The 14,179-nt window shown below is 71.6% G+C and carries 12 protein-coding genes; 9 read left to right on the top strand and 3 right to left on the bottom strand.

The genetic code is table 11. The features are described 5' to 3' along the window. Window positions 1-284: 284 nt before the first annotated feature. The 8 genes from ACN28C_RS29935 (at window position 285) to ACN28C_RS29900 (ending at window position 9,402) form a co-directional block, all read left to right on the top strand. A complete protein-coding gene (locus ACN28C_RS29935; protein WP_422770843.1) occupies window positions 285-1,472 on the top strand; it encodes a hypothetical protein in 1,188 nt (395 codons plus the stop codon). Between the two features lie 328 nt (window positions 1,473-1,800). Further along, window positions 1,801-2,652: a 30S ribosomal protein S2 gene (rpsB, locus tag ACN28C_RS29930; RefSeq protein WP_422770842.1), complete on the top strand. Its 852-nt coding sequence runs from the start codon at window positions 1,801-1,803 to the stop codon at window positions 2,650-2,652. A 165-nt stretch (window positions 2,653-2,817) separates the two neighbouring features. Continuing rightward, window positions 2,818-3,648 (top strand): translation elongation factor Ts, encoded by an 831-nt coding sequence (gene tsf, locus ACN28C_RS29925; protein ID WP_422770841.1) that lies wholly within the window; start codon window positions 2,818-2,820, stop codon window positions 3,646-3,648. Between the two features lie 216 nt (window positions 3,649-3,864). After that, entirely contained in the window at window positions 3,865-4,632 is a 768-nt protein-coding gene (pyrH, locus tag ACN28C_RS29920) for a UMP kinase (protein WP_422770840.1), read from the top strand. Window positions 4,633-4,713: 81 nt separating this feature from the next. Then, the gene (gene frr, locus ACN28C_RS29915; protein WP_422774861.1) at window positions 4,714-5,271 is read left to right on the top strand and encodes a ribosome recycling factor; all 558 of its coding nucleotides are present in this window, start codon (window positions 4,714-4,716) and stop codon (window positions 5,269-5,271) included. A gap of 209 nt (window positions 5,272-5,480) precedes the next feature. Continuing rightward, entirely contained in the window at window positions 5,481-6,749 is a 1,269-nt protein-coding gene (locus ACN28C_RS29910; RefSeq protein WP_422770839.1) for a phosphatidate cytidylyltransferase, read from the top strand. Window positions 6,750-6,852: 103 nt separating this feature from the next. Further along, window positions 6,853-7,989: a 23S rRNA (adenine(2503)-C(2))-methyltransferase RlmN gene (gene rlmN, locus ACN28C_RS29905; protein WP_422770838.1), complete on the top strand. Its 1,137-nt coding sequence runs from the start codon at window positions 6,853-6,855 to the stop codon at window positions 7,987-7,989. 102 nt (window positions 7,990-8,091) lie between these two features. Further along, window positions 8,092-9,402, top strand: coding sequence for a DivIVA domain-containing protein (locus tag ACN28C_RS29900; protein ID WP_422770837.1), 1,311 nt, complete (start codon window positions 8,092-8,094; stop codon window positions 9,400-9,402). A gap of 263 nt (window positions 9,403-9,665) precedes the next feature. Here ACN28C_RS29900 and ACN28C_RS29895 read toward each other — a convergent pair whose 3' ends face one another. Continuing rightward, window positions 9,666-9,872, bottom strand: coding sequence for a hypothetical protein (locus tag ACN28C_RS29895; protein ID WP_422770836.1), 207 nt, complete (start codon window positions 9,870-9,872; stop codon window positions 9,666-9,668). A gap of 231 nt (window positions 9,873-10,103) precedes the next feature. On the opposite strand from ACN28C_RS29895, the gene ACN28C_RS29890 reads away from it, so the two are divergent. Continuing rightward, on the top strand, window positions 10,104-11,714 hold the full coding sequence (locus ACN28C_RS29890) for a Rieske 2Fe-2S domain-containing protein (RefSeq protein WP_422770835.1): 1,611 nt from the start codon (window positions 10,104-10,106) through the stop codon (window positions 11,712-11,714). A gap of 78 nt (window positions 11,715-11,792) precedes the next feature. Here ACN28C_RS29890 and ACN28C_RS29885 read toward each other — a convergent pair whose 3' ends face one another. Together ACN28C_RS29885 and ACN28C_RS29880 are read right to left on the bottom strand one after the other, a co-directional pair. Next, window positions 11,793-13,397: a phytoene desaturase family protein gene (locus tag ACN28C_RS29885; RefSeq protein WP_422770834.1), complete on the bottom strand. Its 1,605-nt coding sequence runs from the start codon at window positions 13,395-13,397 to the stop codon at window positions 11,793-11,795. 11 nt (window positions 13,398-13,408) lie between these two features. After that, complete coding sequence (locus tag ACN28C_RS29880) at window positions 13,409-14,146, bottom strand: TetR/AcrR family transcriptional regulator (protein ID WP_422770833.1); 738 nt, start codon at window positions 14,144-14,146, stop codon at window positions 13,409-13,411. Between the last annotated feature and the right edge of the window lie 33 nt (window positions 14,147-14,179).

Here is a 14,179-nt window from a genome sequence, read left to right as displayed (position 1 = left end):
CGTGGACCCTGGCGCCCGGCGGGTGCCACGGCCAACCCGGGGTCACGCGGCTGTGGATATCCAGGGGTGCTGTGGACAGCCGGACGATCAAGTCCTTCGGCTGCTAAGGGGCTGCCAAGGGTTCTGCTGGGGCCGCTGATCCTGGCGGCGTCGGAGGCGCGGAGAGCAGGGCCGGGCCGGACCGGCCGGAACAGGAGGAAAACACCCCGGAACCGAGGCCGGCGACGTGGCGACCGGGCGGCCCGGGTGGCGAGGAGGCGGCAGGTCACATACGGTGCGGGGCCGTGGAGCAACAACGCAACTTCTCGGAAGAGCCGGCCCCGGACTGGCGGGACGGCGACCGTGGCTACGCCGACCAGCCGTGGTACGGCGCCGGTACCGACCGGTACCCCCGCACGGAACCTCCGGCGGCGCCGAGCCAGCCTGCCGCTCCCACACCGGGCGCCCGGCACGGTCGGCCCTACGATGCTGGCGCCGACCCGTACGCCGGACCGCACCCTTTCGGCGCACCGGAGGGCACCGCCGCCGCCGACCGGTACCCGGCACCCGCGCCGCGGGACGGCGACTTCCCGGACGCTGCCGGGTACGCCAGCTTCGCGCCGACCAGCGGGTTCGACCCGGCCCGGCCGGCCCTGGAGGTGCCGTTGCCGGCATTCGGTACCGGTCCGGCCCGGCCCGACCCCGGCTATCCGCCTGCTCAGTGGACCGGAAACCCGGTCGGACAGTTCCAGGCCGCTGCGCCACCTGGGGAGCGCGATCCCCAGGCTCGGTCAGCGACGGACGGCGTGACCGTCAGCCAACCGAACAGCGAACCGGCGCGGTCGCCGCTGGCGGGCTACCCGATCGTGCAGCCGGCCGGAGGCGGCGTCGCCGACCAGATGGGCGCGTTGGGCCAACCCACCGACCTGGTGCCGCAGGTCGACCCGCAGGCCGGGGCAGGCGCCATTCCAGCCGGCGGGAGTGCCGCACCGGCCGGTGGAAGCGCGGTACCGGCTGGCGGGAGCGCGGTACCGGCTGGCGGGAGCGCGGTACCGGCTGGCGGCGACCCGTCAAGCCGCCACACCGAGGCGATCGACCGGACGGCACCGGGCCGTCCGACCTCCCCAGCGCCATCACCGGCACAGCCATCACCGGGACTGCCCGGCGGACTCGGGGCGGCCACCGGAGACGGCGTGTACCGGACCCGCCGGCCCGCTCTGGCGGTGGTCCTGGCCGTGCTCACGGTGATCTTCGAGGTGCCGGCGGTACGCCTACTCCTCGCCGGAGTACTCGGTGATCCCGTTGTGCCGTCCGCGGTGCTTTCCGGCATTTTCGTGGTGCTGGGTCTGCCGATCTTCGCTGCCGGAATGTATGGCCTGGTCACCAGCGCCACCGCGTTCGGTGATCCGGTGCGGGCATGGCTCCGGCCGCCGACCGGGTATCTCGGCATCGGCCTGGTGCTCTTCCTCGCCGCGGCACTCGCAGCCGGCTGACCCGATCGCCCGCCAGGCCCGCCCGTGAGGCCGCCCGCCAGGCCCGCCCGTGAGGCCGCCCGCGAGGTCTGCCGAGTGCAACGGATGCGCCGGTGAGTGGTGGTGGGCGGGGGTTTGTGCGTTGGTGGGTCCGGCGGGGGCGTACACTTGGCGATTGGCGACCGCCTCGCGCGGTCGACCTCGCGTGCCCTCTCCACGGTGAGTCCGTGGAGCGACGGCCCCCTGGTCCCGATCTTGATCGGGTCCGCCATGGCCGGCGATCAGGCGCCAGGACGCCAGGCCGCCGGCCCGGCGTGACAACCAGGGACAACTGAAGGAGCACCTCACCATGGCCGTGGTGACCATGCGCCAGCTGCTGGAGAGCGGTGTCCACTTCGGACACCAGACCCGGCGCTGGAACCCGAAGATGAAGCGCTTCATCTTCACCGAGCGTAACGGCATCTACATCATCGACCTGCGGCAGACCCTCGACTACATCGAGAAGGCGTACGACTTCGTGCGCGGGACGGTGGCCGAGGGCGGCAGCATCCTCTTCGTGGGCACCAAGAAGCAGGCCCAGGAAGCGATTGCCGAGCAGGCGACCCGGGTCGGGCAGCCCTACGTGAACCACCGCTGGCTCGGCGGCATGCTGACCAACTTCCAGACGGTCTACAAGCGGCTGCAGCGGATGAAGGAGCTGGAGGCCCTCGGCGACCTCTCGGGCACCGCGCAGGGCTACACCAAGAAGGAGACCCTGCAGCTCTCCCGCGAGAAGGACAAGTTGACCCGCACCCTGGGCGGCCTCCGGGACATGCAGAAGGTCCCCGCCGCGATCTGGGTGGTCGACACCAAGAAGGAGCACATCGCCGTCGACGAGGCCCGCAAGCTGGGCATCCCGGTGATCGCGGTGCTCGACACCAACTGCGACCCGGACGAGGTCGACTTCCCGATTCCGGGTAACGACGACGCGATCCGCTCCGCCGAGCTGCTGACCAAGGTCATCGCGGCGGCCGTCGGTGACGGTCTGATCGCCCGTTCCGGCAAGCGTCGGGGCACCGACGAGAAGCCCGAGCCGGGCGTGGTCGGCGCCGACGAGCCGCTCGCCGAGTGGGAGCGCGAGCTGATCGAGGACAACGAGAAGAAGGCGGCCGGCGACTCGGAGCAGAAGGCCGGCGAGCCGGCGGGCGTCGCCGCCGAGTGATCTTCGGTGTCGGGTTCCGCCGGCCGCTCCCGGTCGGCGGACCCGCACCGGGCAGCAGCCAACACCGGTAGCAGGCACGGCGGCCCCCGATCGGGGGTAACCGCAGAAGACCACGAATCAGCCGCAGACCACGAATCAGCCGCGTTACACACCGAAGAGAGAGTCATGTCCAACTTCACCGCCGCGGACGTCAAGAAGCTCCGGGACCTCACCGGCGCCGGCATGATGGACTGCAAGAAGGCCCTGACCGAGGCCGAGGGCGACTTCGACAAGGCCGTCGAGATCCTGCGCGTCAAGGGCGCCAAGGATGTCGGCAAGCGGGCCGGCCGGACGGCCGCCAACGGCCTGGTGGCGCACTCCGGCAAGGCGCTGCTCGAGCTGAACTGCGAAACGGACTTCGTCGCCAAGAACACCGACTTCATCGCGTTCGCGCAGCTCCTGGTCGAGCACGGGGCGCAGGCCGGGGTGCGGGACGCCGAGGGGCTGCTCGGCAGTACGCTGCCCGACGGTCGCACCGTCGCCGACGCCGTCCAGGAGCAGTCCGCCAAGATCGGCGAGAAGCTGGTGCTCAACCGCTTCGCCGCGCTGGACGGAACGGTCGCGGTCTACCTGCACCGCAAGGCCCAGGACCTGCCGCCGCAGGTCGGCGTGCTGGTCGAGTACGCCGGCAAGGCCGACGAGGCGGGTGACGCCGACGCACGGGGTGTCGCCATGCAGATCGCCGCGATGCGCCCGAAGTACCTGAGTCGGGACGAGGTGCCGGCCGAGACCGTCGCCTCCGAGCGGCGGATCGCCGAGCAGACCGCCCGCGAGGAGGGCAAGCCCGAGGCGGCGCTGTCCAAGATCATTGAGGGTCGGGTCAACGCCTTCTTCAAGGACTACGTCCTCGTCGAGCAGTCCTCGGTTGCCGACAACAAGAAGACCGTCAAGCAGGTGCTCGCCGAGGCCGGCATCGAGGTGACCCGGTTCGTCCGGTTCGAGGTCGGCCAGGCCTGAGTCGTGGCGGTCGGCAGGCGCGGGTCGTGGCGGTCGTGAGGCCTGCGGCGTCTCGTGGGCCTGGACCGTCGCGACCCGGGGTCACGGCGGAGTCGACACGGAGGGGAGGCCGCAGGTGTATGCAACGGACACCGCGGCCTCCTCGTCACGTAGGGTCAGCAGCGGCAGGTTGGCTGAACTGGGCGCCGGCGTTCCGGCGTGGGAAAGGCGGGTCGGATGACGCAGCTCGTGAGTGACCGGACCCTGGCGGCGGACGATCCGACGGCGCCACCACCCGGACGGGCCCGCCGGGTGGTGCTCAAGCTCTCCGGCGAGGTCTTCGGCGGTGGGGCCATCGGCGTCGACCCGGACGTCGTCCAGGCCATCGCGCGGCAGATCGCCACCGTGGTGCGCCGGGGCGTGCAGGTCTCCGTGGTGGTCGGCGGCGGGAACTTCTTCCGGGGCGCCGAGCTGCAGAAGCGCGGCATGGACCGGGCCCGCGCCGACTACATGGGCATGCTCGGCACGGTGATGAACTGCCTCGCGCTGCAGGACTTCCTGGAGAAGGAGGGTGTGGAGACGCGCGTGCAGAGCGCGATCACGATGGCCCAGGTGGCGGAGCCCTACATTCCGCTGCGGGCCATCCGGCACCTGGAGAAGGGCCGGGTAGTGATCTTCGGGGCGGGCGCCGGCATGCCGTACTTCTCCACCGACACGGTCGCCGCGCAGCGGGCGCTGGAGATCCGTGCCGACGTGGTGCTGATGAGCAAGAACGGGGTGGACGGCGTCTACACGGCCGACCCGCGTACCGACCCCGGCGCCAGCAAGTTCGACAAGATCACCTTCTCCGAGGTGCTGCGTCGTGGCCTCCGGGTCGCCGATGCCGCCGCGTTCAGCCTCTGCGAGGAGAATGGCCTGCCGATGCTGGTGTTCGGCGCCGAGGGTGACGACACCATCGTCCGGGCGGTCGCCGGCGAGCCGATCGGCACGCTCATCACGACCTGAGTCGGAACGGCCCGGCCGGCGGGTGGGGCACGGGTGGAGTTTTTTCGGAGCAGTAGCCAGCAGAGGGAGGCGAAGGAGCAGGTGATCGACGACACCCTCCTCGAGGCCGAGGAGAAGATGGAGCGCGCCGTCGAGCACGCCAAGGAGGAGTTTGGCGCCATCCGCACCGGGCGGGCGACTCCGGCGATGTTCTCCAAGATCATTATCGACTACTACGGCAGTCCCACCCCGTTGACCCAGATGGCCTCCGTCGGGGTGCCCGAGCCGCGGATGGCGATCATCAAGCCGTACGACGCGTCGCAGCTACAGGCGATGGAGAAGGCGATCCGCGACTCCGACCTCGGGGTGAACCCCAACAACGAGGGCAACCAACTACGCATCCTGCTGCCGCAGATGACCGAGGAGCGACGTCGGGACATGATCAAGGTGGCCCGGCACAAGGGTGAGGAAGCCAAGGTGGCGATCCGGAACATTCGCCGCCGGGGTAAGGAGGAACTCGACCGGATCGTCAAGGACGGCGAGGCGGGCGAGGACGAGGGCCGGCGTGCCGAGAAGGAACTGGACGACCTCACGCACAGGTACGTCTCCCACGTCGACGAGTTGGTGAAACACAAGGAATCCGAGTTGCTCGAGGTCTGATGTCCCACGTCGACCCCTACGGCGGTAGCGCGGAGCCGGGTGGCCGGCCGCGGCCGGAGCAACCCCGCGGTCCCGAATGGTCCCGTGGCCCGGGACGCCAGGACGGGCCGTCGAGCCGACCGCGGCCGGCCGGAGAAGACGCCTGGGCTCGGGCGCGGCACGGTGGTGCCGCGCCCGACGCCTATTCGACGCCGACCGACGCGTCCCCGGTGACGCCGTACCCGGGAGCCGCCGACGAGTACCCCGGCTCCGCGCACCGGCCGGGCAGGTCGACCATGCACCGCAACGGGCATCCGGCCGAGGGCGTACCGGATCCGACGAGCCAGTGGCGCTCGGTCGAGCCGGGTGCCGAGCACCCCGCCGGCCTCGACTACGGCGTGCCGGCGTACCGCGATGGCGGCGACCGGTCGCGCGGCGCCCAGGGTGGCGGCGGAGTCCGGGCCGGAGCGGAGGCGGGGATGGACGCGCCGACCAATCCGGTCGGCTGGCCGTTCGTCGGTGCCGACCCGGACCCGGGCACGGAGTCGCGGTCGCCGGCGGACCTGCGGCCACCGACGCATCCGCAGCCAACGGCGGGTCCGGAGTCGGGGAGCGACCCGGAGCCGCTGTCGCGGCGCGGCCCGGGCCGGCGCCGCGCGACCCGCTCCGGCAAGCCGGCCGGACCGTCCCGGGCCGGCCGGAATCTACCGGCCGCGATCGCCGTCGGGCTCGGGCTCGGCGCGGCGATCGTGGTCCCGCTCTTCCTGTTCCGTCCGGCCTTTCTGGTCGTGGTGGCGCTCGCGGTCGCCGTCGGCATCTGGGAGATGACCCGGGCGGTACGCCCGGCCGGGATGCAGCCGCCGCTCGTGCCGCTGGTTGCCGGCGGGTTGCTGATGGTCGGGTTGGCCTGGTGGGCCGGGCCCGACGCGCTCAGCCTCGGGTTGCTGGTGACGGTCCTGGCGACGATGGTCTGGCGGCTCGGGGACGGTCCGGCCGGATACCAGCGGGACATGACGGCGGCGACCCTGATCGCGGTCTACGTGCCGTTCCTCGGCGGGTTCGCGGCGCTACTCGCCGCCGAGCCGGCCGACGGCGACCTCCGGGTGCTGGCCACCCTGGTCGCGGTGGTCCTCTCCGACACCGGCGGGTACGCCGCCGGCGTGGCCTTCGGCAAGCGCCCGATGGCTCCCTCGGTGAGCCCGAAGAAGTCCTGGGAGGGCTTTGCCGGCTCGGTGCTGGCGGCCGCCGTGGGCAGTTCCGTGCTGCTGGCGATCCTGCTCGACGTCGCGTTGTGGTGGGGTGCGCTCTTCGGGGTGGCGGTCTCGGTCGCGGCGGTCCTCGGCGACCTCGCCGAGTCCCTGATCAAGAGGGACCTCAGCGTCAAGGACATGAGCAACCTGTTGCCGGGGCACGGTGGGTTGATGGACCGGCTGGACGCGATCCTCTTCGCGGTGCCCACCGCCTACCTGTTGCTGGCGATCTTCGTCCCGGCCGGCTGAGAGGTGCGATGAGCCTGCACATCCAGGTGGTCCGGCCCTGGTCGCCGGATGGGTCCCTCCGGCCAGGTGCGTTGTCGCGCGGACGTGGGAGACTGGACGTGCCATGACGAGCCAACCCTTGATCCAGATCGCGCCCGAGGCCCCGACCGGGCTCGTGCCGTCGCGCCGTGCGGGGATGCCGCCCCGACATCTCGCCGACCTCGACCTGCCCGAACGGCAGGCGGCCGTCGCCGAGTTGGGGGAGCCCGCCTTCCGGGCCCGGCAGATCTCCACGCACTACTTCGGCAGGCTCGTCCGCGATCCGGCGAGGATGACGGATCTGCCCGCTGCCGCCCGGGACCGCATCGCGACCGAGCTGCTTCCCCACCTGCTCACGCCGGTACGTGAAGTGGCCTGCGACGGCGGCGCCACCCGCAAGGCGCTGTGGCGGCTGCACGACGGATCGCTGGTGGAGAGCGTGCTGATGGGTTATCCCGACCGGGTCACCGTCTGCATCTCCAGCCAGGCCGGCTGCGGCATGGCCTGCCCGTTCTGCGCGACCGGGCAGGCGGGGCTGACCCGCAACCTCTCCACCGCCGAGATCGTGGACCAGGCCGTTCATCTCGCCGGTGTGGCCGCGTCCGGCGCGGTCGTCGGGTCCCCGCCCCGGTTGTCCCACGTGGTGTTCATGGGCATGGGCGAGCCGCTGGCAAACTACGCCCGGGTGGTGGCCGCCGTGCGACGGCTGACCGCACCCGCCCCCGAGGGTCTCGGCCTCTCCCAGCGGCACATCACCGTCTCCACCGTCGGTCTGGTCCCCGCGATGCGGCGGTTGGCCGACGAGGGTCTGTCGGTGACTCTTGCGTTGTCGCTGCATGCGCCCGATGATGAGCTGCGCGACGAACTGGTTCCGGTCAACCAACGGTGGAAGGTTGCCGAGGTGCTGGACGCCGCATGGCACTACGCGGAGCGTACGGGGCGTCGCGTGTCCATTGAATACGCGATGATCAGAGATGTGAACGACCAGCCGTGGCGTGCCGACCTCCTTGGTCGGCTGCTGGCTGGTCGACTGACCCACGTGAACCTGATCCCGCTCAACCCGACTCCGGGTAGCCGCTGGGACGCGAGCCCGAAGCCGGTAGAGCGGGAGTTCGTCCGGCGGCTCCGTGCGGCCGGTGTCTCGACCACCGTTCGGGACACCCGGGGGCGCGAGATCGACGGTGCGTGCGGCCAACTGGCCGCCGCCGAGGTGACAGGGTGAGCGACCGGGTCGACAGGCTTGGTAGTGCCGCTTGCGGCGCCGGCGCGCGTGGCGGGGCGGTGGCGTGAGCGAGCGAAGCGAGCGAGCGAAGCAGGAGACATAGTGGCGAGTCAGGGTCAGCGTTTCCGGCGCAAGGCGCTCCGGCGAGGCTACAAGGTCGATGAGGTGGACTCGTTCCTCGATCGTGTCGAGGCCACGCTCGCCGGTGAGCAGGTTGGCGCGCCGGTCGCCTCCCAGGAGGTGCACGACGTCGTCTTCCGGGTGCGCTTCGGAGGCTACGACGAGTGGCAGGTGGACCTGCACCTCGACCGCGTCGAGCGGCAGATCGCCGAGCTGGAGGAGCGCGGCGGTGCCGCCGGGCGCGGGGCGGACCCACGGCTGGCCGATCGAGGGGCGCCGGGCCGGATGGGCCCACAGGACCGGATGGGCCCACAGGACCGGATGGGCCCACAGGACCGCATGGGCCCGCAAGACCGCATGGGCCCGCAAGACCGCATGGGCCCGCCGATGCGCAACGATCGGACCGTGCCGCCCGGGCCGCCGCCACGGCCGATGCCGGCCCAGGCCGGCCCGCCGAACGACCCGTACGGTCAGTTCGACGAGCCGACCGGGACCTTCGGCGGCCAACGCGGCGGTTTCGAGCCTCAGCGGGGTGGGTTCGAGCGCGAGCGGGGCGGGTTCGAGCCCCAGCGGGGTGGGCTGGAGCCTCAGCGGGGTGGGTTCGAGCGCGAGCGGGGCGGGTTCGAGCCTCAGCGGGGTGGCTTCGAGCCTCAGCGGGGTGGGCTGGAGCCTCAGCGGGGTGGGTTCGAGCGCGAGCGGGGTGGCTTCGAGCCTCAGCGGGGTGGGTTCGAGCCGCAGCGCGGCACGGGCGCACCACTTCCGCCGCGTACCCCGGGCGCTCCCGGAGGGTCGGCGGGCGGCCTCGGGCCGGAGGAGCGCTTCGACGGCTTCGAGCCGGGACGTCGCGGCAAAACGGACATGACAGCCGAGATCCGGATGCCGGACCGGGACGTTCGCGGGCCGGGACGTGGCATGGGAGGGGCCGTGCCACCGATGCCTCCGCCGGCCGGCGGCCCGCCGCCGATGGGCGCCCCGTCAGGGGGTGGCCCCTCGATGGGTGGTCCTCCCGGGCTCGGCGGTCCACCCCTGATGGGTCCGCCCGGCAGCGACATGGCCCGGATCGATCATATCCGGCGGTCCTTCCAGGTGCGCAGGTTCGGCAGCGGCTACGACCCGGACCAGGTCGATCGGCTGTTCGACGGGATTCTGGGCAGCATGGCGGGACGGGGCCCGATGCCGGTAAACCCCGCCGACCTCGACATCACCCGATTCGGTCTGGTGCCCGGCGGCTACTTCGAGGCCGAGGTCGACGCCGCGCTCAAGGAGGTCAAGGACCTGCTGCTCGGCCAGTGACGACATTCCCGTCAACCCGCCGGGCCCGCGGCGAGACTGCCGTCAACCTGCGCCCCGTCCGGGGGAGGCGTTGGCGGTTGCCGGTGAGGGTGATGGATCCTCGGCGGCGCGGCGGCTCTGGAGAACGTGCGGCCGGCGCTGATCGGCGCCGGCCACCACGCGGGAGCCTCCTTGGGTCCGGGGGCCGGGCGAGGGCCTGTCCGTGACCCGGAGGCGGCTCAGCTGTCGCCGAGTTCAGAAGCGCGCGGCGCTGTCGTGGCGGCTCAGGACCGCAGACCGTTGCGGCGCAGGATCGTGTCTCCGACGACGGCGAGCACCAGGAACGCGGCGATCGAACCGAGCCAGAGCTTCGCGGTGCCGCTGACCTCGTTGTTGTTGAACATCATCAGCACCAGCGCCGCTGCGGAGAGGATCGCACCGATCCGGCCTGCCCTGCGGTTGCCCGGCTTGCGTTGGTCTGGTGACGTCACCGGCTCGCTTCCAGCCACTTTCCGGTCCTTCCTCACGATCGGATGCTGGTAAGTCTGGCATGCGCCATCCGACCACCGGCGCACGGGCCGGACTTCCCGGTGCCGTGATCGGGGCGTGCAACCCGGCGTCGCGGGTCGGCCGGCCTGCGGCCTCCGGTAGCGTTTGGGGCGTACGCCTGTGATCGCCTTCGGCGCGCGACGAGAAATGCCTAGGTCTAGGGGGAGTGTGCGGTGCGACTGACCGGTACGGGACACGCGAGCATGCGGATCGACACCGGTGCGGGCAGCATCCTCTGCGACCCATGGGTCAACCCGGCCTATTTCGCCTCGTGGTTTCCTTTCCCGGACAATTCCCAGCTCGACTGGGAGACCCTCGGCGACGTCGACTACCTCTACGTCTCCCACCTGCACCGGGACCACTTCGACGCGGCGCACCTCAAGCGCTTCGTCTCCAAGAAGGCGACCGTCCTGCTGCCGGAGTACCCCACCTCCGAGCTCGAGGACGAGCTGCGGGAGCTCGGCTTCGCCAGCTTCCTGAAGACGAAGAGCAACGAGGTCGTCGAGCTCGACGGCGGCCTGCGGGTGATGATCCAGGCACTGACCAGCCCCACCGACGGGCCGATCGGCGACTCCTCGCTCTGGGTGGAGTACGACGGCGTGCGGCTGCTGAACCAGAACGACGCCCGCCCGACCGACCTGGGCGTCTTCGCGGAGCTGGGGCACGTGCACGCGCACATGCTGCAGTTCTCCGGCGCGATCTGGTACCCGATGGTCTACGAGCTGCCCACCTCCGCCAAGACCGCGTTCGGCAAGCAGAAGCGGGACCGGCAGATGGACCGGACGATCCGGTACATCGACGACCTCAAGGCGTCCTGGGTCTTCCCGATCGCCGGCCCGCCGTGCTTCCTCGACGACGAGCTCTGGCAGTTCAACGACATCCACGGCGACGAGGGGAACATCTTCCCCGACCAGCAGGTCTTCCTCGACCACTACGCCGGGCTCGGCTACGACAACGGCGTGATCCTGCTGCCCGGCAGCGTCTCCGAGATCGGCCCGGACAGTCTGCACACCAGCCATCCGGTGCCGGACGTGCGGGAGTTCTTCGCGCGCAAGGAGGAACACCTGCGGGAGTACCAGGAGCGGTCCCGGCCGGTGATCGAGGCGGCGAAGGCCTCCTGGCGACACCCGGAGATCGACGTACTGGCCGAGATGAAGCGCCGGATCGAGCCCCTGCTGGACGAGTCGATCTACCTCGCCAAGGGTGTGGGTGGGCCGGTCCGGTTCGACCTGGTCGGTTACGACGGCGAGTCGGTCGAATCCGTCCTGGTGGACTTCCCGGGCAAGCAGGTCCGGCCGTACGCGGACGAGAAGGTCCGCTACCGGTTCCGTACCGAGCGGGCGCTGGTCGAGCACCTGCTGCACATCGAAGAGGTGGACTGGGTCAACTCGCTCTTCCTCTCCTGCCGGTTCTCCGCGGCCCGGATCGGCCAGTACAACGAGTTCGTCTACGCCTTCTTCAAGTGCCTCTCCGAGGAGCGTCTCCAGTACGCCGAGGGCTGGTACGACGAGCACGAGCGGGCCACCGACGCCGAGGACGTCACCCTCGGCGACTGGGTGGTCCAGCGGCGCTGCCCGCACCTGAAGGCGGACCTGACCCGGTTCGGCATCGTCGAGGACGGCCAGCTCACCTGCCAGCTGCACGGCTGGCGCTTCGACCTGGCCAGCGGCCGCTGCCTGACCAGCGTCGGCCACTCGATCCGCGCGCACCGCCTCGACGAGGCCGCCCCCGATACCGCCACCGCACCCGCCTCCACGAGCGTCGAATCCGAGCCGGCTGGCTGAGCCGGCCGGTTGAGCCGGCCGGAGGTGTTGGGCGGGGGCCCTTCTGCACCAGAATGCGATAAGCGGGGGCCCCTGCTATCAGATGACGCGGCCGAGGTCGGTCAGGATGCGGCGGGCCGCGTTGTGTCCGGCGGCGCCGATGACACTGCCGGCGGGGTGACAGCCGGCACCGCCCGCGTAGAGGCCGTCGACGCCGGTGGCGTACGGCATGCGGTCGGTGAACGAGACGGTGTTGTCGACGTGGTGGATGTGGCCGCCGGTGATCCCGAAGTGCGACTCGATGCCGGGCGGGGTCAGCGGCACCGCATCCGCGACCAGGTCGCTCGTGCCCGGGGCGTACCGGTCGCAGATGGCGAGCAGCCGCCGTACGTATCCGGGGAGCAGGTCGTCCCAGCTCGAGTCGGCCGGAGCGTACGGGACGGACTGGACGAAGAGCGCCGAGGAGTGGTGCCCGGCCGCGTCCCGCAGCGACGGGTCGACGGTGGTGTGCAGGTACCACTCGATCGTCGGCTCGTCGGGCAACCTGCCGGCCTGGACGTCCGCCCACATGTCGCGCAGCTCGGCCATCGGCGACCCGCCGGCAGCGCCCGGCAGCAGCGCCCCGGAGCCGGGCAGCAGGTGGATGGTGGCGCCGAACGGGCTCGGTGCCCCCTCGGGCAGGCAGGAGAATTCCGGCAGGCCGGCGAGGGCCAGGTTGACCTTGAGGGTGGTGCCGGTGCGCCGGACCGCCGCCATCCGCTCGGTGAGGGCGGCCGGCAGGGCGCCGTCGGGCACCAGCTCCATCAGCCGGTACGGGTCACCGGCGCCGAGCACCACCTCGGCGGCGACGCTGCGCCCGTCGTCGAGTACGACGCCAGTGGCGGCGCCACCGTCCAGGGTGATCGCGGCGACGGGCGTACCGGTGAGGATCCGTGCGCCGGCGGAGCGGGCCGCGTCGGCGAAGGTCCGGCTGACCGTGCCCATTCCGCCGGCCACGATCATCCAGGTGCCGCCGGCACCGGGGAGCCGACACATGTTGTGGGCCAGGAAGTTGTGCCCGGTGCCCGGGTCGTCCGGTCCGGCGTTCAGCCCGGAGAGGCCGTCGGTGACCGCGTACATCGAGACGAGCAGCTCGGAGCGGAAGTCGAACCTGGCCAGGTAGTCGGCGACCGAGCCGCGTACCAGGTCGACGAAGACCTGGCGCAGCGCGGGCCGGATGTAGCGGTCGGCGGTCTCCGGCACCGGCAGCGGCTCGGCCAGCCAGGCCGGCGCGAGGTCGTCGCGGAGCGCGGCGAGTTCGGCCTGCATGGCGTCGTCGGCCGCCACGTCGGCGCGGGTGAAGAAGCGTTCCATCTGCTGCCGGGTCGCCTCCCGGTCGGCCCCGAAGAGCAGGTACGGCGAGCCGGGCCCGCCCGGGGTGGGCAGGAAGTAGTGCGGGTCCCGGCGCAGCACCGGCAGCTCGACGCCGAGCAGCCGGATCAGTTCCGGCGGCATCAGGCCGAGCAGGTACGAGCCGGTGGAGTGGCGCAGCGCGGGCACCTTCGGAAACGGGTTCTCGGTGCGGGCCGCCCCGCCGAGCGTGTCGGCGGCCTCCAGCACCACGACGTCGAGGCCGGCGCGGGCCAGCAGGATCGCGGACACCAGTCCGTTGTGGCCGGCGCCGACGATCACGACGTCGGCACGGGAGGGCAGCTCGGCGGTCATGCTCGGCAAGCCTAGTGGCGCCGGCCGGCCGCTGTGCGTGGTTGGCCGGCGCCGGCCGGCGCCAGGAACTGGTGCAGGAAGGTCGCCAGCTCCGCCTCGAAGAGCGCCTCCGGGTCGGTGACCGCCCACCGGAGCTGGGCGTGCACCTCCATGGCGACCAGCCCGTAAAGCATGGTCCAGCCGGAGAGCATCAGGCAGGCCACCTCGACCGGTACCTCGGGATGTCTCTCCCGCACCGGGGCCAGGGCGTCGGCCAGTCGGGCGTCGACCTGTCCGGCCAACGGCACCGGAAACGGCGCCCGCCGCCAGAGCTCGACCAGGGGGGCGAGGAAGACGTGCCCGAGCCGGGCGCCCGGATCGTCGTCCCGGGCGCATTCCGGAAACGCGTTGACGCCGGGGACCAGGGTGCCGAAGACCAGGTCGAACTCGACCGGGTGCCCGACGGCCCAGCGCCGGAAGGCGCGGGACGCGGCGACGATCTGGTCGGCCGGTGCGGCACCGGCCCCGTCGCGGGCCTCCTTCAGCACGCCGCAGAGTTCGTTCAGCAGATCGCCGGCCAGGTCGAGGATCAGGGCTTCCAGGCTGGGGAAGTACCGGTAGATGGCGGGAGCGGTCATGCCCATGTCCCGGGCGATGGCGCGCAACGAGACGGCCTGTGGGCCACCGGTCACCAACAACCGCCGTGCCGCGTTCTTGATCTCGGTCAGGGCGGCGGTACGCAGGCGCTCCCGGCGGGTCGGTACCGTCATCGCGAACCCCCTTGACCGGAGTGAACGCCGTTG

Origin of the sequence: Plantactinospora sp. WMMC1484 (genome assembly GCF_049315195.1) — a bacterium.
Lineage (GTDB): Bacteria > Actinomycetota > Actinomycetes > Mycobacteriales > Micromonosporaceae > Plantactinospora.
This window is presented reverse-complemented; position numbering and strand designations above follow the sequence as displayed.